The sequence below is a fragment of the Acerihabitans sp. genome, assembly GCF_036398755.1.
Classification (GTDB): Bacteria; Pseudomonadota; Gammaproteobacteria; order Enterobacterales; family Enterobacteriaceae; genus Acerihabitans.
In genome coordinates this window covers 1-24,593 of record NZ_DASWOM010000041.1, presented here as the reverse complement: position 1 = coordinate 24,593, position 24,593 = coordinate 1, and the positions used below count along the sequence as shown (strand labels likewise).

The 24,593-nt window shown below is 56.9% G+C and carries 25 protein-coding genes and 1 pseudogene; 10 read left to right on the top strand and 16 right to left on the bottom strand.

What is annotated here, in order from left to right:
- Positions 1–8: 8 nt before the first annotated feature.
- Entirely contained in the window at positions 9–320 is a 312-nt protein-coding gene (gene rplU, locus VGC33_RS06810) for a 50S ribosomal protein L21 (RefSeq protein ID WP_162364085.1), read from the bottom strand.
- 257 nt (positions 321–577) lie between these two features.
- Here rplU and ispB point away from each other — a divergent pair, with 257 nt between their 5' ends.
- Positions 578–1,549 carry an octaprenyl diphosphate synthase gene (ispB, locus tag VGC33_RS06805; RefSeq protein ID WP_331119994.1) on the top strand — a complete coding sequence of 324 codons (972 nt, stop codon included), beginning with the start codon at positions 578–580 and terminating at the stop codon, positions 1,547–1,549.
- Between the two features lie 54 nt (positions 1,550–1,603).
- Here ispB and VGC33_RS06800 read toward each other — a convergent pair whose 3' ends face one another.
- A complete protein-coding gene (locus tag VGC33_RS06800; protein ID WP_331119993.1) occupies positions 1,604–2,038 on the bottom strand; it encodes a YfeC-like transcriptional regulator in 435 nt (144 codons plus the stop codon).
- Positions 2,039–2,192: 154 nt separating this feature from the next.
- Between VGC33_RS06800 and VGC33_RS06795 the strand changes: the two genes are divergently transcribed.
- Positions 2,193–2,456: a helix-turn-helix domain-containing protein gene (locus VGC33_RS06795; RefSeq protein WP_331119992.1), complete on the top strand. Its 264-nt coding sequence runs from the start codon at positions 2,193–2,195 to the stop codon at positions 2,454–2,456.
- 48 nt (positions 2,457–2,504) lie between these two features.
- Here the strand turns inward: VGC33_RS06795 and VGC33_RS06790 are convergent, their stop codons facing one another.
- Together VGC33_RS06790 and mdh are read right to left on the bottom strand one after the other, a co-directional pair.
- Positions 2,505–2,888: a DNA-binding protein gene (locus VGC33_RS06790; RefSeq protein ID WP_331119991.1), complete on the bottom strand. Its 384-nt coding sequence runs from the start codon at positions 2,886–2,888 to the stop codon at positions 2,505–2,507.
- Between the two features lie 516 nt (positions 2,889–3,404).
- Positions 3,405–4,343 carry a malate dehydrogenase gene (mdh, locus tag VGC33_RS06785; RefSeq protein ID WP_331119990.1) on the bottom strand — a complete coding sequence of 313 codons (939 nt, stop codon included), beginning with the start codon at positions 4,341–4,343 and terminating at the stop codon, positions 3,405–3,407.
- A 453-nt stretch (positions 4,344–4,796) separates the two neighbouring features.
- Here mdh and argR point away from each other — a divergent pair, with 453 nt between their 5' ends.
- Positions 4,797–5,267 (top strand): transcriptional regulator ArgR, encoded by a 471-nt coding sequence (gene argR, locus VGC33_RS06780; RefSeq protein WP_331119989.1) that lies wholly within the window; start codon positions 4,797–4,799, stop codon positions 5,265–5,267.
- 453 nt (positions 5,268–5,720) lie between these two features.
- Positions 5,721–5,984, top strand: a complete 264-nt coding sequence (gene yhcN, locus VGC33_RS06775; RefSeq protein ID WP_331119988.1) for a peroxide/acid stress response protein YhcN — start codon at positions 5,721–5,723, stop codon at positions 5,982–5,984.
- 261 nt (positions 5,985–6,245) lie between these two features.
- Here the strand turns inward: yhcN and mpl are convergent, their stop codons facing one another.
- Positions 6,246–7,619 carry a UDP-N-acetylmuramate:L-alanyl-gamma-D-glutamyl-meso-diaminopimelate ligase gene (mpl, locus tag VGC33_RS06770; RefSeq protein ID WP_331119987.1) on the bottom strand — a complete coding sequence of 458 codons (1,374 nt, stop codon included), beginning with the start codon at positions 7,617–7,619 and terminating at the stop codon, positions 6,246–6,248.
- Between the two features lie 254 nt (positions 7,620–7,873).
- Between mpl and fbp the strand changes: the two genes are divergently transcribed.
- Entirely contained in the window at positions 7,874–8,878 is a 1,005-nt protein-coding gene (gene fbp / locus VGC33_RS06765) for a class 1 fructose-bisphosphatase (RefSeq protein ID WP_331119986.1), read from the top strand.
- Positions 8,879–8,938: 60 nt separating this feature from the next.
- Here fbp and VGC33_RS06760 read toward each other — a convergent pair whose 3' ends face one another.
- A complete protein-coding gene (locus tag VGC33_RS06760) occupies positions 8,939–10,540 on the bottom strand; it encodes a methyl-accepting chemotaxis protein (protein WP_331119985.1) in 1,602 nt (533 codons plus the stop codon).
- 270 nt (positions 10,541–10,810) lie between these two features.
- Here VGC33_RS06760 and ppa point away from each other — a divergent pair, with 270 nt between their 5' ends.
- On the top strand, positions 10,811–11,338 hold the full coding sequence (gene ppa, locus VGC33_RS06755) for an inorganic diphosphatase (RefSeq protein ID WP_331119984.1): 528 nt from the start codon (positions 10,811–10,813) through the stop codon (positions 11,336–11,338).
- A gap of 64 nt (positions 11,339–11,402) precedes the next feature.
- Here ppa and VGC33_RS06750 read toward each other — a convergent pair whose 3' ends face one another.
- Genes VGC33_RS06750 through tamA form a run of 3 tightly spaced genes read right to left on the bottom strand, consistent with a single transcriptional unit; the run spans position 11,403 to position 17,268 of the window.
- Positions 11,403–11,750, bottom strand: a complete 348-nt coding sequence (locus VGC33_RS06750) for a gamma-glutamylcyclotransferase family protein (RefSeq protein WP_331119983.1) — start codon at positions 11,748–11,750, stop codon at positions 11,403–11,405.
- A 2-nt stretch (positions 11,751–11,752) separates the two neighbouring features.
- Positions 11,753–15,568 carry an autotransporter assembly complex protein TamB gene (tamB, locus tag VGC33_RS06745; protein WP_331119982.1) on the bottom strand — a complete coding sequence of 1,272 codons (3,816 nt, stop codon included), beginning with the start codon at positions 15,566–15,568 and terminating at the stop codon, positions 11,753–11,755.
- The gene (gene tamA / locus VGC33_RS06740; protein ID WP_414636902.1) at positions 15,565–17,268 is read right to left on the bottom strand and encodes an autotransporter assembly complex protein TamA; all 1,704 of its coding nucleotides are present in this window, start codon (positions 17,266–17,268) and stop codon (positions 15,565–15,567) included. The genes tamB and tamA overlap by 4 nt, the downstream gene beginning before the upstream one ends.
- 259 nt (positions 17,269–17,527) lie before the next feature.
- Between tamA and msrA the strand changes: the two genes are divergently transcribed.
- Positions 17,528–18,169 (top strand): peptide-methionine (S)-S-oxide reductase MsrA, encoded by a 642-nt coding sequence (msrA, locus tag VGC33_RS06735; RefSeq protein WP_331119980.1) that lies wholly within the window; start codon positions 17,528–17,530, stop codon positions 18,167–18,169.
- 202 nt (positions 18,170–18,371) lie between these two features.
- Positions 18,372–19,703 carry a polyamine export protein PaeA gene (gene paeA, locus VGC33_RS06730; protein ID WP_331119979.1) on the top strand — a complete coding sequence of 444 codons (1,332 nt, stop codon included), beginning with the start codon at positions 18,372–18,374 and terminating at the stop codon, positions 19,701–19,703.
- 138 nt (positions 19,704–19,841) lie between these two features.
- Here paeA and ytfK read toward each other — a convergent pair whose 3' ends face one another.
- Complete coding sequence (ytfK, locus tag VGC33_RS06725) at positions 19,842–20,048, bottom strand: stringent response modulator YtfK (protein ID WP_331119978.1); 207 nt, start codon at positions 20,046–20,048, stop codon at positions 19,842–19,844.
- Between the two features lie 295 nt (positions 20,049–20,343).
- On the opposite strand from ytfK, the gene VGC33_RS06720 reads away from it, so the two are divergent.
- Entirely contained in the window at positions 20,344–20,913 is a 570-nt protein-coding gene (locus VGC33_RS06720; RefSeq protein ID WP_331119977.1) for a YtfJ family protein, read from the top strand.
- Between the two features lie 7 nt (positions 20,914–20,920).
- Here the strand turns inward: VGC33_RS06720 and cysQ are convergent, their stop codons facing one another.
- Together cysQ and VGC33_RS06710 are read right to left on the bottom strand one after the other, a co-directional pair.
- Positions 20,921–21,667: a 3'(2'),5'-bisphosphate nucleotidase CysQ gene (cysQ, locus tag VGC33_RS06715; protein ID WP_331119976.1), complete on the bottom strand. Its 747-nt coding sequence runs from the start codon at positions 21,665–21,667 to the stop codon at positions 20,921–20,923.
- Between the two features lie 120 nt (positions 21,668–21,787).
- Entirely contained in the window at positions 21,788–22,408 is a 621-nt protein-coding gene (locus tag VGC33_RS06710) for a peptidylprolyl isomerase (protein WP_331119975.1), read from the bottom strand.
- Between the two features lie 203 nt (positions 22,409–22,611).
- Here VGC33_RS06710 and VGC33_RS06705 point away from each other — a divergent pair, with 203 nt between their 5' ends.
- Positions 22,612–23,259 (top strand): LysM-like peptidoglycan-binding domain-containing protein, encoded by a 648-nt coding sequence (locus VGC33_RS06705; protein WP_331119974.1) that lies wholly within the window; start codon positions 22,612–22,614, stop codon positions 23,257–23,259.
- Positions 23,260–23,406: 147 nt separating this feature from the next.
- Here VGC33_RS06705 and rplI read toward each other — a convergent pair whose 3' ends face one another.
- The 4 genes and pseudogenes from rplI to rpsF form a co-directional block, all read right to left on the bottom strand.
- Positions 23,407–23,859 carry a 50S ribosomal protein L9 gene (gene rplI, locus VGC33_RS06700; RefSeq protein ID WP_331119973.1) on the bottom strand — a complete coding sequence of 151 codons (453 nt, stop codon included), beginning with the start codon at positions 23,857–23,859 and terminating at the stop codon, positions 23,407–23,409.
- A gap of 37 nt (positions 23,860–23,896) precedes the next feature.
- Positions 23,897–24,124, bottom strand: coding sequence for a 30S ribosomal protein S18 (gene rpsR / locus VGC33_RS06695; RefSeq protein ID WP_048637617.1), 228 nt, complete (start codon positions 24,122–24,124; stop codon positions 23,897–23,899).
- Positions 24,125–24,128: 4 nt separating this feature from the next.
- Positions 24,129–24,446, bottom strand: a complete 318-nt coding sequence (gene priB, locus VGC33_RS06690) for a primosomal replication protein N (RefSeq protein WP_331120002.1) — start codon at positions 24,444–24,446, stop codon at positions 24,129–24,131.
- 6 nt (positions 24,447–24,452) lie between these two features.
- Positions 24,453–24,593: pseudogene (gene rpsF / locus VGC33_RS06685) on the bottom strand (30S ribosomal protein S6); the annotation flags it as partial.

Here is a 24,593-nt window from a genome sequence, read left to right as displayed (position 1 = left end):
CTCCCCTGTTAGGCGCCGATACCGGTAATTTTCACGTCAGTGAACCACTGACGATGGCCTTGTTGCTTACGATAGTGCTTACGGCGACGAAATTTAACGATCGTCACTTTATCGCCGCGACCATGGGCAACTACTTCAGCTTGAATCTTTCCGCCATTGACGAAAGGAACGCCGATCTGAATGTCATCACCGTTGGCAATCATCATCACCTGGTCGAACTCAACGGTTTCGCCCGTTGCAATGTCCAGCTTTTCAAGGCGAACAGTCTGACCTTCGCTGACCCGGTGTTGTTTACCACCACTTTGGAAAACCGCGTACATAAAAAACTCCGCTTTCCGCGCACTCAACTTGGATTCGTCCACAGTGCGCTATAAATATTCACAATAGGGCGCGAATTCTACGCAAAAAAGCGCCCTATGACAAGTGCAGAATACATACAGGACGCGAAAAAAGCGCAGTTTCTTCGCCGGCATTTATCTCTGGCGTTTTTCAAGTACAATCAGTAACACAGTTTCTGCCATCTGGCTCCATGAGCAGCGTTACTATCTAACGGTTAAAATAAAGCCTAAAGACAATAATGAACCTTGATCAAATTACCGAACTTACCGCACATGATATGGCGGACGTCAACGCGATTATTCTCGAGCAGCTGAACTCCGAGGCCGCGCTCATCAATCAGCTTGGCCACTACATCATCAGCGGCGGGGGCAAGCGTATCCGTCCGATGATTGCCGTTCTGGCGGCCAGGGCGTTGCACTACGAGGGCGACAAGCATGTCACCGTGGCGGCGCTGATAGAATTTATCCATACCGCCACCTTACTGCATGACGACGTGGTTGACGAATCCGACATGCGGCGCGGCAAGGCCACGGCCAACGCGGCATTCGGCAATGCCGCCAGCGTCCTGGTCGGGGATTTTATCTACACCCGCGCCTTCCAGATGATGACCGGCCTTGAATCGCTGCGGGTCCTGGCGCTGATGGCGGAGGCGGTTAACGTCATTGCCGAAGGCGAAGTATTGCAATTGATGAACTGCAACGATCCCGATATCACCATCGAGAGCTACATGCGGGTGATTTACAGCAAGACCGCCCGCCTGTTCGAGGCGGCGTCGCAATCCTCAGCCATCCTGGCCGGCGCCACCCCCGAACAGGAAAACGCGCTGCGCGACTATGGCCGTTACCTGGGCACCGCTTTTCAACTTATCGACGATCTGCTGGACTACGGGGCCGACGACGTAACCCTGGGTAAAAATACCGGCGACGATTTGAATGAAGGCAAGCCTACCCTGCCGTTGCTGCATGCCATGCGCAATGGCAATGCGCAGCAGGCGGCGATGATCCGCGAAGCGATTATAAAGGGCAACGGCCGCCATCTGCTTGAGGCGGTGTTGGAAACCATGCATCAATGCGGTTCCCTCGAGTACACCCGGCAACGGGCGGAAGCCGAAGCGGATAACGCCATCAGCTGCCTCGCCTGCCTGGCGCCGACGCCGTTTCGCCAGGCCCTGGAAAGCCTGGCGCATCTGGCGGTGCAGCGGCATTTTTAGGAAACCGGCGGCCGAAGGCGGCACAGCCGGCGTCCAACCCATCGCCCCTCGTCATCAGCGCCCGGGATTTATGCCCAGGCGCGCCATAAATCCCGTTATCCCCTCGCGCAGCAACAGGCTGATGACTTCATCCCGCTCCTCGGGCTGAAACTGCTGATAGATGGCCATCCATGCCGCCAACGGGTCTTTTTCCGGTTCCGCCGCCTTGCGCGCGGAATTAAGACGATATTCGCCACCGTATTCGGCAATAAAATTTTCCTGAATTTGTCTTCTGGTTAACTCCTGTTGGACATCGAGTGGTAAACTCTCAAGAGCAAATTCCAGGCCTTTACCCTGCACGCCGATTACCCGGCGACTGGTCCAGTTTTCCCGACGGGCGCGTGCGGTAATGCCCTGTCGGGTGCCCGGAAGCTTAGCTACACCAATGAGTTCACAGGTCTTGTACCAAGCTGTTTTCATATCTTTTGCATTCCAAAAAGGGACGTCCATAGCAAATCTTGACATCATTGAGAAAATGGTAGAAAAGCTTTAGGAAAAAATGTGCTATAAATTTTCCGGTTACAAAGTGAAATCAACCACGGGTAGCTTGCATATGTTAACTAGTACATCAATTACCCCCAGTGAGGCCGCAAGGGATCAAGATATGAACGAAAGGATAAAAGACTGGCACCCCGCCGATATCATCGCAGCGTTGCGTAAACGCGGCACCACGCTAGCGGCCGTCTCTCGGGGCGCGGGTTTGTCTTCGTCGACGCTGGCGAACGCCATGACCCGCCCTTGGCCGAAAGGCGAATGGCTGATAGGGGATGCCTTGGGCATTCACCCGCTGGAGATATGGCCCAGCCGTTACATTGATGCGAAAACGTATCAACTCGTCGACAGGAAAAGCCTGATCCGCTCGCGCTGACAGGTCAACCCGGCCGGCACGGCCCTCGGGCGCGCCGGCCTTTCCCTCCTACTCCCGATTGAGTTCCGCCAGGGACTCATCGGGATAATCCAGGCGTTTTAGCAGGTTTAAAACGCCTTCCCTTAATATAAACGACACGACAAAGTCGCGTTCCTCGCTTGAGAGCTGCCGGTGTATTTCCAGCCAGGTGGAAGACGGCTCCTGCGGCGCAGCCCGGTATTCAGCCATATTGGAACGAAGCGACAGCGTTTTTTTAACCGTCTCGGGCAAGCTTTGCCAAGCATATTCCAGGGCCTTTCCCCTGGCGCCTTCGCGGCGCCTTTTATGCCAGCCCTCTTCGCGCGCGCGCCGGTTCAGCCCCTGGCGCGTTTTAGGCAGTCCGCCGACGCCTATCAGTTCATGGGTGGCTATCCATTCCTTTTTTGGTAACATCGTTTCCCTCCTTGTCTGGTAATAGCTTGCGTAATCTCCATGGCGTAAGACCCGTAAAACCCTTATTACCCAGCGGTCTTATCCAGGTGCGGTTCCGTTATAACTCCGCTTGCGCACTAAACTGATTACAGCGTGTCGTTACGTCAATTACAACACAAAAAAAGCAGTAAACGCCACAACGGATGTAAAAATGAGAGCGCGCTTGGTTTTTATCCCATAAACTGTAAATAAACAATATTTATCAATAGAATGATTGATATAGGAACTATAAGAACGACGAGAATAAAACCGCTGGCGGTTGCAGAAATAGCGGATGGGACTAATCGGCAACAGATGGAAATATCCGCCCAAGCCTGGGCTAAAAGGGCATCAGAATGGGGAGCAAGCAGCCGAAGGGAATACCAGCGGGGATACACAGGCAAAAGCAGCTTGCACGCCGCTGGGACGGCGCGCGGTGAAACCAAGGGTAACGGCAGCCCGGCCCCGGTTCCAGGGCACGGGGCCGCTACCTGCGCATTATTGATTGATGAATTTTTCCCCGAGTTCGATATCTTTTTTCAGCACATCCTTCATTTGTTCCAGCGCCTGTTGTTCAAAGGCGCTCAAGGTGCCGATGGATTGACGTTCCTCCAGGCCCTGCTTACCCAACAGCAGCGGTTGGGCAAAGAAGCGGGTAAATTCGCCATCGCCTTCAACGTAAGCGCATTCCACCACGCCGGCTTCACCCTGCATGGCGCGCACCAGCGACAGGCCGAACCGCGCCGCCGCCTGGCCCATGGATAAGGTGGCTGAACCCCCGCCGGCTTTCGCCTCCACCACTTCGGTGCCGGCATTCTGGATGCGGCGGGTGAGGTCGGCAATTTCCTGTTCGCTAAAGCTCACGCCCTTAACCTGGGACAATAACGGCAGGATAGTGACGCCGGAATGGCCGCCTATCACACGCACTTCCACGTCCTCGGGCCGCAGGCCTTTCAGCTCGGCGACAAAGGTATTGGAACGGATGATATCAAGCGTGGTGATACCGAACAGTTTGCGTTTGTCATACACCCCGGCCTTCTCCAGCGCTTCAGCGGCGATCGCCACCGTGGTGTTGACCGGATTGGTAATGATGCCGATTAACGCGCTGGGACAAGCCTTCGCCACCTGATTGATCAGGTTGCGTACGATGCTCGCGTTGACGTTGAACAGATCGGCGCGGTCCATGCCGGGCTTGCGCGCCACGCCGGCGGAAATCAGCACGATATCCGCGCCCGCCAGGGCGGGAGTGGCGTCTTCGCCGCTAAAGCCCTTGATCTTCACCGCGGTGGGAATATGGCTGAGGTCGACCGCCACGCCGGGCGTCACGGGGGCGATATCATAGAGAGAGAGTTCTGAACCTGAGGGGAGTTGGGTTTTGAGCAACAGGGCTAGTGCCTGTCCTATGCCACCCGCTGCACCGAGAACTGCGACTTTCATTCTAATCTCCTTATTATTATAGGAAAAATTAAATGCCGTCAAATCATCTGGTTATGATCATAGAGACATAAACGAGTAAAAACAAATCAGCGATCGCAAATTTGAGAAATGACACGTTAACTTCCCTTTCTTATCCATAAGTTCCAGCCTTATTCCCATACCGGACGACTTCACCGGATAATGCCTGCCGCTGCCGTTCAATACCCGTGGTTATCGATCACATTACACCGACAGCAATGGTCAAAACAACATCATTTTAATAACATTCCCTTTACTTTTTAATGCCAGTAAATATGCGAGCCAGGTCATGGTTGATTTGAATAAATATTGCTACGCTGACCGTTTTGCCGACTCAATTTGGCTGATAAGGCGGCGACATCGCATTTTTATTGCATAAAAATGCAAATTTATGCATAATTCAAACTACAATATCGGCTACTGGTTTGGGAAAATATGCGCAACCACCTAAAACAAGAAGAACTGGTTAAAGCTTTTAAGGCCTTGCTTAAGGAAGAAAAATTCAGCTCCCAAGGTGAGATTGTTTTTGCGCTGCAAGAACAGGGGTTTGAAAATATAAATCAGTCCAAGGTATCAAGGATGCTAACCAAATTTGGCGCGGTGAGAACCCGCAACGCTAAAATGGAAATGGTGTATTGCCTGCCGGCGGAGCTGGGCGTGCCCACCACCAGCAGCCCGCTGAAAAACCTGGTGCTGGATGTCGATCATAACGACGCGGTCATCGTTATCCATACCAGCCCCGGCGCCGCGCAGCTTATTGCCCGCCTGCTGGATTCCCTGGGTAAGTCCGAGGGCATTCTGGGCACCATTGCCGGGGACGATACCATTTTTACCACACCCGCCAAGGGCTTTAGCGTTAAACAACTCTACGAAGCCATACTCATCCTGTTCGATCAGGAGCTATAGGCTGGGGATTGGCGCCTTATAACTGAAACCGCCGATCGCCCGCGGTTTTCATCGCCGTTGTATCGCCCGGCCCCTTTCCGACCGCCACGGACGCCGTCGCCGTGGCGTTAAGCCGGTGTGAAATCCTTGTTTTACATGCCCCGCGGCTGATTTCACCAAAAGCGCCCCGTCGGACAGCACGTTTGGCTAAAACCTTTCATCTCTTTGAAATTACAATTATTTAACATTAATTGTATATTTTTTAACCTATTTTAATAGCTTTTACTTATATTATGGCAAAGAACGCAAATAAAGTTTCATAATAAATTATGAGCAAACTATTAATACCTCACGTTACTAGTGTATACTTTACTTCGTGATGCACATCACGTTTCACAGGCTGTTGACGGCGCACCGCCGGCGAAAAACAACAGCATGAAACCGTTACGCACAAGAATATGTAGAGGTAATAACATGAAAATTAAAACCGCAGTCTCACTGATGACCGTAATGTCAGCCTTGTCCTTTGGCGCTTTCGCCGCGAATTCGATCTCGCAGGAACAGGCCAGCGGCTTGCAGCCGTTCGGCACGGTAAGCGTAACCGGCAAGGCGGGCGCGCCTTCCGATATTCACCAGGCCCTGAACCAGGCCGCCGAAGCCAAAGGCGCAACCTCCTATCACATCACGGAAGCCCGTGATAATGATACCTGGCACGCCACGGCCGAGCTGTATAAATAAGCGCCGACACGGCGGCGCCGCGACATGTTCGCCCGGCCAAAGGCCGGCGCGGTGAAGGCGGCCGGGCCAATGATTTGCAGACGTTAATAAAGCAGTAGAGAGAGAGTTCACGCCAAAAGTCACACTGGCAAAAACGTCGTCGCCCTCTGTTATTCCTGTGTCCAGTAATAACCCAAGACGCGAATTGCCGATTCCCTCTCGTCGTCCTATCCGACGATCCTTCCCCCGCTTGCGGGGGTTTTTTTTTGCCTTGCGCGGCTGCTAGGCCACCATGCCGGCTTTGAGATTCAATTGCGCCAGCAGTTTTTCATGAATGCCGCCGAATCCGCCGTTGCTCATCACCAGGATGTAATCGCCGGGTTGGGAGGTTTTGACAATCATTTCCACCAGGGTATCGACATCAGCGCTCCAATGGGCCGGCTGCACGCACGCTTCGGCCACTTCGCTCACCTGCCAGGGAATATGCTGGGGCTGGAATAAAAAAACCTCGTCGGCCCGGCCCAGGGATGGCGCCAGCTCATTTTTATTCAATCCCATCTTCATGGTATTGGAGCGCGGCTCCAGTACCGCCAGGATGCGCGCGGTGCCGCCCACTTTACTGCGCAGCGCGGCAAGCGTCGCCAGGATCGCCGTGGGATGGTGGGCAAAATCATCATACAATTTCACCCCATTGGCGGTGCCTTTCAGCTCAAGACGACGGCGGGCGTTGATAAAAGACCCCAACGCCCGGCAGGCATCGGCAGGCAGCACCCCGACATGGCGGGCGGCGGCAATCGCCATCAGGGCGTTATGCATGTTGTGCTCGCCCACCAGTTCCCAATGCACGTCGCCCACCGGCTCGCCCTGAAGAAACACCTGGAAACGGCTGGCGTCCGGCGCGCTCTTTTTCGCCCGCCAGCTGCCCTCCTCGCCGATATATTCCTGCTCGCTCCAGCACCCCATTGCCATCACCTGCTTCAGATGCTGGTCGTTATCGGGCAGGATGATTTTACCTTTGCCCGGCACCAGCCTGACCAAATGGTGAAACTGTTTCTGGATGGCTTTCAGATCGTCAAAGATATCCGCATGATCGAATTCAAGGTTGTTGAGGATCAGGGTTCGCGGGCAATAGTGGACAAATTTGGAGCGTTTATCAAAAAACGCACAATCGTATTCGTCGGCTTCCACCACAAAAAACGCGCCGTCGCCCAAACGGGCGGAAACGGTAAAATTACCCGGCACGCCGCCTATCACGAAACCCGGCTGGTAGCCGCACGCCTCGAGGATCCAGGTCACCATGCCGGCGGTGGTGGTTTTGCCGTGGGTGCCGGCTACCGCGATGACCCAGCGTTGCTGCAACACCCGATCGTGCAGCCACTGCGGGCCGGACGTATAGGGAATACCCCGTTCCAGCACGGCTTCCACGCAGGGATTGCCCCGGCTCATCGCATTCCCGATAATGACCAGTTCCGGTTCGGGCGTCAGCTGCGCCGGATCATAGCCTTTGATAAGCACAATGCCCTGATCCTGTAACAACGTGCTCATCGGGGGATAGACATTATCATCGGACCCGGTCACCTCATGCCCCAAAGAACGGGCCAGCATCGCCAGTCCGCCCATAAATGTGCCGCAGATCCCAAGAATGTGTATGCGCATAAGTTTTCCATTTTTTAACACGAACTGCGGCTCATTCTACCGCTGCGACCGACCGATATAAACGGATTTGATGATATGTCCACATTCGTTTAAGCTAAACTGCATTACATACGTAAGCGGCTAATCGGGTGGCGTCAGCTCTGTCTGATTAATTAGTCAGTGAGATTTGTTCAGTGAAAATCGGTCAGTGAAAATTGATAGTACCGCTTTTCATCCTTAGCAACATGGTCTTCTTTGGATTCAGGGAAAGTGATATGAAAACGTTAGGCGAATTTATCGTTGAGAAACAGCACGAATTTCCACATGCCACAGGTGAACTTACCGCATTACTCTCCGCGATAAAATTAGGGGCGAAAATCATCCACCGCGATATCAATACCGCGGGTTTGGTGGATATCCTCGGGACCAGCGGCGTATCCAATATCCAGGGCGAAGTCCAGATGAAGCTCGACCTGTTTGCCAATGAGAAATTAAAAGCGGCGCTGAAGGCGCGCGGGCAGGTAGCGGGCATTGCCTCCGAAGAAGAAGATGAAATTGTCATTTTTGACGGCGAACGTTCCACCAGCGGCAAATATGTCGTGCTGATGGACCCGCTGGACGGCTCCTCCAATATCGACGTCAATGTCTCGGTAGGCACCATTTTTTCCATCTATCGCCGGGTCACGCCGGTGGGCACGCCGGTGACGCTTGAAGATTTCCTCCAGCCCGGCCACAAGCAGGTCGCGGCGGGTTACGTGGTCTACGGTTCGTCCACCATGCTGGTCTATACCACCGGCTGCGGAGTCCATGCCTTTACCTACGATCCTTCCATCGGCGTATTTTGCCTTTCCCACGAAAGCGTCCGCTTCCCTGCCACCGGCAATATGTATTCCATTAACGAAGGCAACTACATCAAGTTCCCCAACGGCGTTAAAAAGTACATCAAATACTGCCAGGAAATGGACGAGGCCACCAACCGCCCTTACACCTCGCGTTACATCGGCTCGCTGGTGTCCGACTTCCACCGCAATTTGCTCAAGGGCGGCATCTACCTCTACCCCAGTACCGCCACGCACCCGCAGGGCAAGCTGCGCCTGCTCTATGAGTGCAACCCGGTCGCGTTCCTGGCCGAACAGGCAGGCGGCAAGGCCAGCGACGGTAAAAACCGCATCCTTGACATCATGCCCGAAAAACTTCACCAGCGTTCGCCGTTCTTTGTCGGCACGGAATCCATGGTCAACGACGCTGAACGCTTTATGCGCGACTACCCCGACGAATAACACCCCCCTGGCACGGCAGGCGCGTTCAAGGGAGAGCGCGCCAACTTACCCTTGACACATTCAGGCCGCCACCGCCACCTCAGCGTCATCCGCCGCCACCGGGGTTCCCTCCAGCTGAAACACCGCCATGCTCTTCGCCAACTGCTGCGACTGCGCCTGCAACGAACGCGTCGCCGCGCTTGACTCCTCCACCAGCGAGGCATTCTGCTGCGCCACCGCATCCATCTGCGACACCGCCAGGCTAATCTGCTCAATACCGCGGCTTTGCTCATCGGTGGCATTGGAAATCTCACGCATCAGCCTGGTGACCCGCATCACTTCCTCGGAGATCTCATCCATGGTCTCGCCCGCGGTATGGGCCATCTCCGACCCTTCGTTCACCCGCCCCTGCGATTCCTGGATCAACCCCTTGATCTCCTTGGCCGCCTCCGCGCTGCGATGCGCCAGGCTGCGCACTTCCCCGGCCACCACCGCGAAGCCCCGGCCCTGCTCGCCGGCCCGCGCCGCTTCCACCGCCGCATTCAGCGCCAGGATATTGGTCTGGAATGCAATACCATCGATTACGCCGAGAATATCGGCGATACGACGCGAACTGCTGGTAATCGCCTGCATCTTCTCAATCACGTAACACACCACCTCACTGCCCTTGTCGGCGGTATCGGATACCGTCTTGGCCAGCTCATGGGCCTGACGGGCATGCTCGGCATTCAGTTTCACCGTTTGGGTCAACTGCTCCATACTCGCCGCCGTCTGTTCAAGCGCCGCGGCGGAGGCTTCGGTACGCTGTGATAAATTAGTGTTGCCCATCGCCAGTTCCCGGGTACCGGTATCGATCTGGCCGCCCGCCAAACGAACCTCGCTCACCGCGCCCGCCAGCGAATCCTGCATCAATGCCAGCGCGCGGTTCAGCCGCGCCAGCTCGGTGGCTTTGCTGGTTCTCACGGGATGATATAACGAGCCGGCGGCAATCTGCTCCAGATGGGCAATGGCGCCATCCAGCGGACGCAGGATAAACCCACGCACCGCAAGCCAGGCTATCACCGATAGCGCCAGGGCCAGCACACAGGCGACAAGGGTCAGCACCAACTGGATATGGGCGGCGTCGGCGGCGTCACGCTGGATCTGCTGTCCGATTTGCAACGCGAATTGTTGAAAAGAATCCAGTGCCTTATCCATCTCCAGGCTAAGCGGGGTAAGCTGGGTTTCAAGCACCTGGTAATAGCCGTCCGGATTAGCATTGCCCAGGGCGGCGATGATTGGCTTAACGCCCTGTTCGTTGTAACGCTGATACACCAGATTCAGCTGTTGGGCGCGCCGGGCGCCTTCAGGGGTGACCGACCCGGACGCCAGAAACGCCGCCATATCGTCATCGGCCACTTTGGCTAACGCCTTGACATTCGCCGTCGAGGCCTGGGCTTCGCCGATAAGGCCGGTCTCATACTGCCTCACCGCCAGCGACGCCTCGGTGCGCGCCCTGAGCGAGGCGTTATAGCTCCGGCTCAGCAAACTCAGCTCGACGCCCTGGACCTGGTTTATGGCTTGCAGGGAACCTGAACTTTGCTGGATGGTACGAATGCCGATACCGCCGACAATAAATAAAATAATGGTCATCACAATCAGCCAGGTCAGTAACCCAACCTTGACGCTCATGGTCTTGAACATATTACCGCCCCTGCGTTTTCAGATGTTGATGTACACAAATCACCCGGCAGAGGCTGTACACTCCGCCTTGCATCGGTTATCGGAGACAACGGTGAATACTTTATCGATGCAACGCGAATTAATCCTATATATATCCGTAGTGTGAACGCCCTCACAGGGTCGCATGGACGGGTAATTTTGCCGCGGGTTCGCATTCAGCGATGAACTGCCGCGAATTTTGGTTATAATAGGCGCTACGCCATTTATATTGGAAAGGTTAAGGAAACTGACATGAGCTTAAATCTGGTACCGGCAGGAAAAGATCTTCCCGAGGACATTTACGTCGTGATTGAAATCCCGGCGAACGCTTCCCCGATCAAATACGAAGTTGATAAGGAAACCGGTGCGCTGTTTGTCGATCGTTTCATGTCCACCGCAATGTTTTATCCCTGCAACTACGGTTATATCAACCATACCCTTTCCCTTGACGGGGATCCGGTGGACGTATTGGTGCCAACGCCCTATCCGCTGCAGCCCGGTTCGGTTATCCGCTGCCGCCCGGTGGGGGTGCTGAAAATGACCGATGAAGCCGGCGAAGACGCCAAGCTGGTGGCGGTGCCGCATACCAAGATGACCAAAGAGTACGACCATGTGAAAGATGTGGAAGATCTGTCCCCGCTGCTGCGGGCGCAAATTACCCATTTCTTCGAGCATTATAAAGACCTGGAACCAGGCAAATGGGTTAAAGTCGCGGGCTGGGAAAACGCCGAAGCCGCGAAGGCGGAGATTGTCGCCTCCTTCGAACGCGCTAAAAAATAACGCGCGTCCACGCTGTTCAGAAAGATGCGCATCATCAATCTTGCGCATCTTCATCACCCGCCCATCAGGATTCCTCGGCGCGTTTTACCCAGTCCCCGTTTTTTAACCGCCGCAATCCCTCCACCGGGCGCTGGTAGACATACATCCAGGCGCCGCCGTAGGGTGTCGCGATCAATGCCCGCTTGTATTCGCCGCTTTTGGTGCGCAGGGCATCCAGCTCGGCCAGGGTCGAGGAATCAATGCGATAGACTTCACAATATACCGTTCCCGTGCCGGGGACGACCGCTGGATAATGGCCGAGATCGTATAGTTCAAAACCGGATATCACGTGATCGCCCAACCATTGGCCGTTGGTCATCCAATGACTGTTGCCCTGATTGCGTCGCAGACTACCGTAGACAATTATTCGCATTGTTAAAACTCAAACTGATAGAGCAAGTCCAATGCCTGGTCAAGACCAGACACGGCTTCCAGATAAAGTCTAGGCATTAAACGGTAACGTAACGTTAACGTTGCCAATGAATCAAAAATACCGACTCCATATTTTACTTGCAAGCCGGGTGCAACATAACCACTGACCACGACCTGGGACTCGTCGCCGACGCCCTGCGTATCCAGGGTTAAATTGCTCACCCCGAACGCTGCGCCGATTTTACCCACAAGTTGCCCACTTTGCGCAACCCCCATGCCGATTAACATTGACGTCATCGCACTGCTGTCGGCGCCGGGCGTATTCAGCCCCTGGCCGCGCAGCAGGTAGGACAACGCTTCCTGCTGCGATTTCACCGGCTCGGTGAACACCTCGAGCCTCGGCTGGTCCGCCATGCCGGTCACCCTGACGCCCGCGATCACGCCGTCGGCCGTGTTGTCGGGATTACGGATGGCCTCCACGTTCAGCAACGGCTGGGCCGGCGGACCGGCGAACATCAGCTGCCCGCGCCGGACGCTTAAATCCTGTCCATAGGCCCGGAAACGGCCGTACGGGATATTGATCTGGCCGTTCAGGCCCAGGCCCTGCTTATCCTGGATCATTTTAAGATCGCCCTCCAGCCGCGCCCTCAGGCCAAAGGCGTCCAGCCGCACATCGCGACCGACATGGATAACCAGGTTGCTGTTGATAACCGTGGTGACCTTGGCCTGCTCCACCGGGCGCAACTGTTCGTCGAGGATCACTTCGTCGGGCGACACCCCCACCGCGCTCGGCGGCAATTCCCTCACCTCGATCCGCGCCCAGGGTATATCAACCCGGCCGTTAAGGGTGAATACCTGCGGCGCGGCCTCCAACACAATATCAGGTGACACATCCATACGCACCATGGGCGGTACGGTAATTCTTACCGCGGTGCCCTGGGCCGCGATCCGCGCGCGCCAGGCGCTGATATTACTCCAGTCGGCGCTGCCGCCCAGGTTAACTTGCCCGTGGGTCGTGTGGATAACCCCTTGCAACGTCGAACCGGTGCCGTTGAACACCATCGCCAGCCGGCTTTCGCTCATCGCGAACGGCATCCAGTTGCCACGCATCAGCAGCCGATCCAGGCTCAGTTGCCCGAACAGCTGCGGCTGGGCGACGCTGCCCCCGACGCGCAGACGGGCGTCAAGGATACCGGCGGCGCTTTCTCCGCGCGATAAAATGGGGTTAAGGATAGACAGCGATAGCCGGCTGATATTGACGTCGCCGGAAAGCGTGCGCCGCCCCTGGGGATCGGCCACCATCACCTGGCCGGTAAACCCGCCGTTGCCGGCAATGCCCAGTTGCCAGTCCAGGCGCGCGCGGTCATGATCCAGGCCGGCGTTAAGGATTAACGTCTCGAAAGCTATCGGCAACGCATTGCCCTGGACATTTTGCACCACCTTTACCCCTTTGCCCGCCAGGGCGATCCTCGCCTGGGGCAACCCGCCGCCGGGCTGCCAGCTGACATCGGCCCGGCCGGTAAACTGGCCGCTTAGCGCGGTATCCGCCGGCAGAAAGGGACGGATCATCGCCAGGTTAAAACGATCGAGCACTACCGCGGCCCGGCCGCCGGCGCCGGCGTCAATGGCGGTGGGCACGCAGAGTTGGGCGTTGGGGTTCAGCCAGCAATGAGGGCCGATAACGATGCGTTGCGCGCTATGCTGGTAATCCAGCGTCATGGCGCGGGTCAAGCGCCAGTCGCCGACCGGCGTGCCGATGCGCGTCTGGCTCAGGGCGCCCTGCCAGCGCTGCTGCTGCCGATCGTACCCGCCGTTAAGCGTTAACTCGCCGGAAAGCGGATCGCCTTGCAGATTCAGGCGCAGCTGGTGACGGCGCTCATCGCCGGTCACCGCCAGGGTTAGCTGGCGCACCAGCAGGCTATCGCGCTGGAGTTGGTCCAGGCGCAGGTTTAGGTCGCCGCGCACGATATCGCTGACGCGAAGATTGCCGGTCAGGTCGATACGGCGCACGGTAAGGGACTGCCAGCGCAGCCCGCGGGCGTTAAGGTCCATGTTGACCTGCGGCGTCCCCCGCTCGCCCCGTACCGCCAGTCGTCCGCCGGCGGTACCGGCCAGTCCCGGCAGCACACCGTTCAGATTCGGCGCGTCAAGCACCGCGTCAAGGGCCAATTGCTGGTTTAAATCGCCTTTGACCTCCAGGCTGTTGCGCCCCAGCGCCAGCCTGAGATCGGGTATATGCCACTGCCCGGCGGCGTTGCCGCTCAGGGAGCCGCGGGCGGTAATCTGGTTTTGTTTAATATTGCCGTTAAGGGCCAGCTCCGGGATGCTCAATTGCCAGTTGCCGCCGTGGATACTGCCCCGGGTGGCGATTTTTCCCGCCAAACGGGCCGGCCAATCGGGCCACTGCCCGGCGGTATTGATGCCGCTGAGCGTCAGTTCGCTGCGCCAGCTGATGGCGTCGCTCCAGTCAATCACCGCCGTCAGATCGGTTGTCCCCTCAAGGGCCGCCACGCGCAGGCGTGACAGGGTAAACTGCGTGGGATTGCCTTTGCCTTGCAGGGAAAGATCCGCCGGCGGCAAGCCTTCGCCACTGACCGCGCCATGCAGGGCGAGGGTATAATCCACCGCCTTGCCGTCAATCTTGAGCGACAGGTCGCGCAGGCGGTACCGGGATTCCCCGGTCAGCGGCCACTGCCCGCCGGGGCTGGTCAACGAGACCTCCAGCGGCAGGCCGCTGTCGGCCAGGCGCATGCCGGCATTAATCTGTGCCTTGACCGGACCGGAAAAATTCAGGGCGGCGTCCAGACGATCGCGCAAGCCGCCGCTGATCCGGAGCTTTATCCTCTCGCCTTTCACCGGGTCGACATTCAGTTGGCTATTGACGGTCAATTCCAGCGGCCATTGCCCGTCCAGCCGCGCCTTGCCGCTGGCGCTCAGCATTCCCTGGACGGCATCGATGCTCAGCCGGTCGAGAGTGAGGTCGCGATCCAATGTCCGCCCTTGCATCAGGATACTTTTCACGGTGATGTCGGTATCGCCGGTCAGCCTAAGGTCGGCGCCCCTCAGTTCCTGGAGCTGGACATTGAGCGGCATGGGGATATCCGGCAGGTTGGGCAACAGGGGATCGGCGAACAGCGCCTTCAGGGATTCCGCCATCGGCGGCTGCCGCTGCGCCTCCGCTTTCTCCGCGGCCAGCCGGGCGGCGGCGCGTTTTTGCTCATCGGTCTGGGCAACGGCGTCGATGGCGCCATCGGCCAACAGCTCCGCCGCTTTCGGCAAGGCCACCAACAGTCCGTTGATATCCGTGGGCGTGACGATAAGCCTATTGCCGCGAAAATCCATGCCGGTGTGCAACCGTTCCAGGGCGATAACCGTATGGTCTATTTGCACCCGCAGCCCGTTGACGCTGAAATTACGCAGCATCAGCGGATAAGGCGTGCTTATCGTCCCGGCGCTGTCCGGCCCGGCGGCGTCCGCTGGCCCCGGCGCCAGCGCGGCGGTCTCAACCGCAACATCCACTGCGCGCAAGGCGAAATCGTTGACGCACAGCTGGCCGTGGCGAAAGCATGAAAGGTCAAGCGCCAGATGCACTTCGCCGACGTTCACCTGCATGCCCGGCTGTTGATAGCGCACGCCCTTAAGCGTCAGGTCGCGCCAGCCGCCGCTTACGCCGACGATGTCCAGCCCCGGCACCCAGCGCGCAGCGCCGTTAAGCAGCAGATGCAGGCCGCTGGTGGTGCCAATCAGATAGGCCAGCGCGCCGAGCAGCAGCACAAGAACCGTCAGGATGCCAAGGCCGATTTTTCTTGCAAGACTCATAGTTCTGTCCCTAAGCCTATGTAGAACTGCACTCCGTGCTCATCGGCATCGCCTATGGGCGCGGCTACGTCCAATTTGATCGGGCCTACCGGCGACTGCCATCTTACCCCGACGCCCGCGCCGGTTTTCAGGTCGGTTCGCCGAAAATCATTTACCGCCTGGCCGGTATCAATAAAGGTGGCGCCCCACCACCTGCCGGTCACGTTGTATTGATATTCCAGGGAACCGGTGGCCAGCTTCGAAGCGCCGGTCAACTTGCCGTCCGCGTCGCGTGGCGATATGGCCCGGAACCGGTAACCGCGGATACTGCGATCGCCGCCGGCGAAAAAACGCAGGGACGGCGGCACGCGATCAAAATCATTGGTCTCGATCCAGCCCAGGTTGTAGCGCGCCACAAAACGATGTTTATCCGCCAGGGTGCGCACCCAGACGTTCTGCGCCTGAAGAATGAAAAAATCCACATCCGAGCCCCAGGTGGTATCGGACACGTCGATGGAGTAACGCTGGGAGTCGCCCCAGGTGGGCATCAGCCCGCCGCGCTGCCGGGTACGGTTAACCGTAAAGCCGGGATAAAGCAGCATGGTGGTGTCGGTGACGTTGGCCTGGGTAAAGTGATCCAGGCTCCAGCGCAGGTTGACCGAGCGTTGCCACCCGGAAGCGGAATCCCAGAAGCGCGCCACATTGACCGTGGTGGCATCGGATTTGGTATCGTTAAGGTCTTCGCGCTTAAACCCGCTTTGCACCACATAGTATTGTTCCAGAGGGCTTTTTTGCAGCGGGATTTTATAGCTGAAATCCAGCGCCTGCTCGGGAGCGGACAGGCTGAGCGTGGTTTGCAGGCTATGGCCCCGATCGTTGAGCCAGGGCCGGTTCCAGGTGGTTCTTATCCGTGGCCCCACGTCGGAGGCGAACCCGACCCCGGTTTCGATAATATTGCGGCTGCGTGGCGTAACCACCGCGTCCAGCGGCAAGACCTTATTGGTTTTACCGGCGCTGAAGTCAGGTGACACCACCACCGAGTTAAACCAGTTGGTGGCGGCCAACTGGCGGTTAAGCTCGGCGAGCGAGGTGGCGCTGTACTCGTCGCCTTCACGGATAGTGGGAATATTTTGCAGATAATCCTCGCGGATTTGCGTGCCGTGAAAACGCACTTTGCCGAAGCGGTAACGCTGGCCGCTGTCGAAAATCACATCCCAGAAGGCTTCATGACGCGCCGGCGACACGCCAAGCTGCCGCCTGGGGAAATCGGCGTCAAAATAACCGTTTCGCACCGCCAGGCCAGTCATGCCGTTGATAAAATTGGAGTAATCTCCATGGTTCAATACGCTGCCCATTGCCGGCCGGCTGCGCCGCACCAGGCCAAGATAATCCCTGTCGGCGCGCGCGTCGCCGCGCAGGCTGATATTCACACCGGCGATTTTCACCGGCTGGCCAGGGGTGACTTTGGCCAACAGCACGGGCCGTCCGCCATTAACCGCCGGGCGGAACTCAAAATCGATTTGCGGGGAATAGTAGCCCAGGGCTCGCAGCCCCTCGCGCACCACGCCATCGACACGCGCCTGGAAACGCGCGTCGGCCGTGATTTCATCCGCGCCGATGGTGGACAGGCGCGCGCGGACATTACGTTGCAACTCTCCCTGAAGTCCCTCCACCTGCAAACGCACGTTGGCGGCGTAAGACCATGGCGTCGCCAGTAGCATGCAAAACAGGCATAAAAGGCGGTTTTTTGGCACGCTGGCTCCTGTATTTTAACCATCCCGCGAGTGAATTCCGTACGCGCGCAATCGCCGTCTTTTTTTTATAAAACGACTGCAGGGTTGTTTTTGCTGCTTTCACCCTAAAATACAGTCGTAAGCTTACAGCTTAACGTAATATTGGTGTTTATTGTCTGTAAAGAAAGTGTACAAGACAACAGGGAATAGCCCATTATTTCGATAATCGTCTAATTAGGAGTCTATCGTGGCGCAGAATTTTGATAAAACCCAGCTTGTATCACAAAGCGATGCCCTGCCCGGGCGCCTGACGCCGATGCCGGTGGCGACCACCCATGTGATCAACGGCCATTCAATGACTCATGTTCCCGACAATATGGACGTGGCGCTGTTTGCCATGGGGTGTTATTGGGGCGTGGAGCGTCTGTTCTGGCAGATCCCGGGGGTTTACAGCACGGCGGCCGGCTATGCCGGCGGCTTCACCCCGAATCCCACCTATCGCGAGGTCTGCACCGGCCAGACCGGCCATGCCGAAGCGGTGCGGGTGGTGTTTGACCCGGCGGTCATCAGCTACGGTGAATTACTGCAGTATTTCTGGGAAAATCACGACCCGGCGCAAGGCATGCGCCAGGGCGGCGATATCGGTTCGCAATATCGCTCCGCGATTTTTGTGTTGACGCCGGAGCAGGAAGAAGAAGCCCTGGCCAGCAAGCAGCGTTTCCAGCAGGCAATGGCGCAGGCCGGCGATCGGCGCACCATCACCACCGCCATCGAGCCGGCCACGCCGTTCTATTATGCCGAGGACGATCACCAGCAATACCTGGAAAAAAATCCGCAGGGATACTGCAATCTCGGCGGCATCGGCGTATGCATGCCGCCGCAGGCGTAACCCCCCTCCAGCCGGCGGCCGGCCTGACGCCGGCGTAATCATTAGCAGCCCCCGGGGGGCTGCTGTTATACTGTACGCACCGCCGGTCGGGCGATTGATGACGTTCCGACCCCGCGTAACAGACTGAAATATGATATCTTTAAACAACACGTTGCCCGTCAAAGGCGCGCTGGCATAACTGTCAGCCCGAAGTGGTCGAATTATGCTAAACAGTATTCTGCTTATCCTGCTGTTAATCGCGGTGAGCGCTTTTTTTTCAGTGTCGGAAATCTCCCTCGCCGCTTCGCGCAAAATTAAACTCAAGCTGATGGCGGACGAAGGCAATATCAACGCCAAACGCGTACTTAAACTCCAGGAGACGCCCGGTATCTTTTTTACCGTCATCCAAATCGGCCTGAACGCGGTGGCAATTCTTGGCGGCATCGTGGGCGACGCGGCGTTTTCGCCGTCCTTCGCCTCCATTCTCGTGCGTTTCATGTCGCCGGAGCTGGCCGATCAAATCAGTTTTATCTGTTCTTTTACCCTGGTCACCAGCCTGTTTATCCTGTTCGCCGATTTGACCCCGAAACGCATCGGTATGATTTCACCGGAGGCTTGCGCCATCCGGATTATCAACCCGATGCGCTTCTGCCTGATGGTGTTTCGTCCGTTGGTCTGGGTGTTTAACGGCTTGGCAAACGTCATTTTCCGCATGCTGAAGCTGCCGATGGTGCGCAAGGACGACATCACCTCCGATGATATTTACGCGGTGGTGGAAGCCGGCGCGCTGGCGGGCGTCCTGCGCAAGCAGGAACATGAGTTGATTGAAAACGTGTTTGAGCTGGAGTCCCGTACGGTGCCCTCCTCCATGACCTCGCGCGAAAGCATTATCTATTTTGATTTAACCGAAACCGAAGCCAGTATAAAAGAAAAAATCTCAACGCATCCTCACTCAAAATTTTTGGTCTGCGACGCCAATATTGACCATATCGTCGGTTATGTGGATTCGAAAGATTTGCTTAACCGCGTGCTGGGCAACCAAAGCCTGGCGTTGAACAGCGGCGTTCAGATCCGCTCGGCGCTGATCGTGCCCGATACCCTGACCCTGTCCGAGGCGCTGGAAAGCTTCAAGACCGCCGGCGAGGACTTTGCGGTAATCCTCAACGAATACGCGCTGGTGGTGGGCATCATTACCCTTAATGACGTCATGACGACCCTGATGGGCGATTTGGTGGGCCAGGGGCTGGAGGAGCAGATTGTCACCCGCGACGAGAATTCATGGCTAATCGAGGGCGGCACGCCTATTGATGACGTAATGCGGGTCCTGCATATCGATGAGTTCCCGCAGGCGGGCAATTATGAAACCATCGGCGGTTTCATGATGTTTATGCTGCGCAAAATCCCTAAACGCACCGATTTTGTCCGTTATGGCGGGTACAAATTCGAGGTGGTGGACATTGACAGCTATAAAATCGATCAGTTGCTGGTAACCCGGATCGAGGAAAAATCCACGCTGGTGCTGGCCAAGACCTCGGACGCTTCGCACGTAGCCTGACCCGGCCGACCGTTTCGCCCCCCTCAGGCAGCCGCGCGCGGTTTCCCCTCCCCTGGCGCGCAGGCGCGGGGGAAGGGGCCATTTCGCAAAACCGGAAGCGTACCGCCGCTGAAACGGCTGGGGAAGAAACCTGGCGCATCAGCCCATGTCGGACTGTAATCTCATTACCTGCCGGTTAACTTCCGTCATGACATGAAAATGCTGTTTATCACGCACCTTCGGCAGCAAAATCTTGCCTTTATCAAATTCGAAGGCGCCGAAGCCTTTGATATAAATACGACCGCGGAATAATATCTTGACGTAGGTTGCTACCTTAATAGCGTTATAGCGATGGAAGATTCTCATTTTTTTTACTTTACTCCCGTGATTAATCTCGTCCTGCCGTTGTGTTTTAAACCTGGCGGATGAACCAACACTAGCACTTTATAAGAGTCTTCATATGTGCTTAAGTTCACGCAATTACAGGACTCTAAGCTGTGTTTACACAATTTGACAGAATGGTATAAAAGCCCTATCTATTACAGCAGTATTAATATGCTGAAAATGCATTAGCTTGGTCATACGACGCAATTGGGCGCGCAGGTGTAACCCCAACGCTTAGCGCCGATCCGGGCCGCCCGTCGCTTAAAGGAGTCGCATCATGCGTTGCCGGTTAATCCTGTTAATCCTGATACTGCCGCTATCCCTCGGCGCCTTTGCCCATAACCTGGTTATCGGCAGGCCATTACCCAAGGTGGCGATTGCCGAACAAGGCGAACTGCTGCTCAAGAACGATAAGTTCAGCTACAAATTCTGGGACAGTTCGCAGTTGTTGGGAAAAATCCATCTAGTGCAGCATATCGCCGCCCAGTCCTCCGCCAGCGAGATGAACGCCGCGATGATAGAGGCGCTCAAGAAGGCCAGCTTACCCGCCAAATATTACCAAACGACGACCATCATCAACGAAAACGACGCCGTGTTCGGCGGCGGGCCGTCGTTCGCGCGCAACTGGGTGGAAAATCATAAAACCATCTATCCCGGTTCGCAGTTTATTCTGGATGCCCATGGCAATGTACTGCAGGCGTGGCATCTGCGGCCGAAAAGCTCGGCGATAATGGTCGTGGATGCCCAGGGGCGGGTGCGTTATGCCAAGGAGGGCTCGCTGTCGCTGGCGGAGATCCAGCAGGTGACTACGCTATTGCACCGCCTGCTGCCAGGCGGCGCGCGTTAAGGCCGGTTCAGAATAACGACACCCTGAACCCGGGATTGAGAAAGGATTCGCGCGGATGGTAATCCAGCGTATGGCCGGTCCAGTCATTGACCAATGCGCCGGCGGCGGCGGCCACCGCATGGCCGGCGGCGGTATCCCAAACGCTGGTCGGCCCGAAACGGGGATAAAGCTGGGCGCTGCCTTCCGCCACCAGGCAGAATTTCAGCGAGGATCCGATGGTCACCGTTTGATGCTCGCCCAATTGGGACAGATAATCCTGTAATTCACTGTCATCGCTGTGCGAACGGCTGATAACCACCAGCGGAGGCCTTGCTTCCTTGCAGTGGATCGCCAGCCGCTTGCCGTCCGGCGTTATCTTCCAGGCATTGCCGGCGTCGGCGGCATAGAGAATATCGCTGGCCGGGGCATACACCACGCCCATCACCGGCTGGCCGTCCTCGATTAAGGCGATATTCACCGTGAACTCGCCGTTGCGCCGCAAAAACTCCTTGGTGCCGTCCAGCGGATCCACCAGCCAGAAGCGCGTCCAGCCGCGCCGCACGTCCCACGCGGGCGGGTCCTCTTCGGACAGAATGGGGATATCGGGCGCCAGCGCCTCCAGCCCGGCGACGATAACCCGGTGCGCCGCCAGATCGGCGGCGGTCAGCGGCGAATCGTCGGTTTTATGGGTCAGTTCGACAGGCGCCTCGCCATCGTAGACCTGCATAATCGCCGCGCCCGCTTCACGCGAGAGCCGGCTTATCTGTTCAATCATGTGTCACCTCTGGACCATTACATCATATTCACCAGACTAGCTTTTTTTCGCGAAATAGCCATCGGAATAATCTAGCGGCGGACATCGGCCGCGGGCGCGGCAAGCGCGCGCCCGCGGATGTCAGAGGATTTCCAGCAGTTCGACTTCGAAGATCAGCGCGCTGAACGGCGGTATGGACGCGCCGGCGCCGCGCTCGCCGTAGGCCAGATTATGGGGTATATACAGTTCCCATTTTGAGCCGACCGGCATCAGGATCAGGGCTTCTATCCAGCCGGGAATTACGCCGCTAACCGGAAACTCCGCCGGCTGGCCGCGCTGCACCGAACTGTCGAATACCGTGCCGTCCAGCAACCGCCCGGTATAATGGACGCTTACGCGGTCCTGGCGGGTCGGTATCGCTCCGTCGCCCTGCGTCAATACCTTGAACTGTAGCCCGGACTCGGTCTGGCGCACGCCTTCTTCGCCGGCGTTGGCGTCAAGGAATTGCTGCCCGGCCACCGCCAGGTGTTGCTGACGATCGAGACGAACCGCGTCCGCGCGTTCATGGATAATGCGCAGCGCGCGGTGGATGGCGTCTACAGGAACCGCCGGTGAGTTGCCGGCCAGGGCGTCGCTGAGCCCCGCCAGCAATGCTTCCGGCAGCAGGCCTTCCAGGCCCGATTCCTGCAACTGCTGGCCGACCTGTAAACCGATGCCGTAACTGGCCTGGGCTTCCACGCTGTCTAAAGAAGGTGCGCTCATGTTTTTTCCTTGAAATGGTAAAAAGCGAAAGGCGCAGCATAACAGCGCAGGCGTTTGGGGTAAAATCCTCTATGATGAATATGAGTCCTGCATCGAGCAAGCAGGCTTCTTGCCTACCGGTCAATTAAGCTTTGGAGGTTCCCTGTGCGCCGCTTTATACTCGCGAGGGTTACAACAGGTAAACCATTGCAAGAGAGGTTATCATGGGCAGAATTTCGCCCGGGAAAAACAAAATCCCCCGTTTTTCCCCGTTGGGTTACGGCGGATTCAAATGGAAGTGGCCTCTACGTCCGCTGCCCGATGATGATGCCAGCGCGCCAGGCCGGTCAATGCTGACCCTGCTGAAAAGAGTATGGCACTTACCCGACGGTTTCCAGTGGATGGGACCGCTACCCTTGCTGCATCGGCGCCTGGTGCTGATTGCCGCGTTGATTATCGCGGCGGCGATACTTTGGCCTTATTCCCCTTCCGTCACCACAACGGCGCCCACCGGACAAACCACGGCCAACGGACCACGGCCGGTCATGCAGGCGGAGCTGGTCGATAATAACGGCGCCGCCGCGGCTGCCGCGCCTATCGCCGCCGGGGACGGCCAGTTGCATCATTATCGCATTGTCGAGGGCCAAACGCTGGCGCAGCTGTTTCGCGAGCATAACCTGCCGGTAGGGGACGTGTTTGCCATGGCGCAGGCGGAAGGCGACGACAAACCGCTCAGCAGCCTGCAGGCGGGTCAACAGGTGGACATCCAGCAGAATGCTCAGGGGGTGGTGCAGATGCTGACGATTGAAACCGGCGCCAACAGCCGGATACGCTTTGTCAGGCAGGCCGACGGCAGCTACCTGCGGAATTAAGCGCGGACGTTGACCACCGCAGGATTAGGCTAAACCGGCCTCACGCAAGCATTGACCATCGGCTGATTGCCTTCGTCGCGCCGCACTGGCTCCACACAGCAAAACGCCGGCATAAGCCGGCGTTTTATCAATCGCTTAATCTTTCGATCAGGCTTCAGCTACCACGATAACATTCAGGGTAGCGAAAACTTCGCTGTGAACCTGGATGCTGACATCATGATCGCCAATGGTGCGCAGCACACCGTTAGGCAGGCGCACTTCACTTTTGGCGACGCTAACGCCGGCAGCGGTGATGGCGTCGGCGATGTCGCGCGTACCGATGGAACCGAACAGTTTACCTTCGTCGCCTGCTTTAGACGCAACGGTAACGCTTCCCAGTTCAGTGATTTTATCGGCGCGAGCCTGGGCCGCGGCCTGAACGTCAGACAGCTTGGCTTCCAGCTCGGCGCGACGCTCTTCAAAATACTCAACGTTTTTCTTGGTGGCCGGAACGGCTTTACCTTGCGGTACCAAGTAGTTACGGGCATAGCCCGCTTTAACGTTAACTTGTTCGCCTAAGCTACCCAGGTTGGCAACTTTATCAAGCAGAATAACTTGCATTACCTTATCCTCTCAAAGTCTGGTGGACAGTGACCGATTACTGATGACGATCAGTGTACGGCAACAGAGACAGATAGCGCGCGCGTTTGATCGCACGGGCCAACTGGCGTTGGTATTTGGCGCGAGTACCGGTAATACGGCTCGGGACAATTTTACCGCTTTCGGTGATGTAGTTTTTCAGCGTAGCGATGTCTTTATAGTCAATCTCAATAACGCCTTCCGCGGTGAAACGGCAGAATTTGCGACGACGGAAATAACGTGCCATTTGGCTAGTCTCCAGAATCTATCAATTCAATCTGCTCGGCATGCAGGACCATTTTATTCAGCCCATTGCGACCTTGATGGCTGCAAATGAAACCGTGGATGGTGAGCTGCGTACCGACCGTTATACTGCGAGTAATCTCTTGCGATTGCTTTCCACTGACCACCACGGGCATACGGCACCATGCTTGTCGTGAAAAACCGGCTTCCTGTTGCTGCGAGCGGTGCTCAAGCACAAACTGACAGTGAGGAATACCTGACGGGCTGACCTTTCGAATGGGTGCCTTGCACACGGTGCCGGACAACATCAGACGGTTCGCCGTCATCATCGATTACTCTTCAGAATCCCCAGCATCATTGTCATCGTTGGCTTCGGTGGCGAAATCTTCACGGCGATCGCGGCGTTCATCTTTGGCTTTGACCATCGGGGAGGCTTCGGAAACCGGATGTTTAACGCGCATGATCATGCTGCG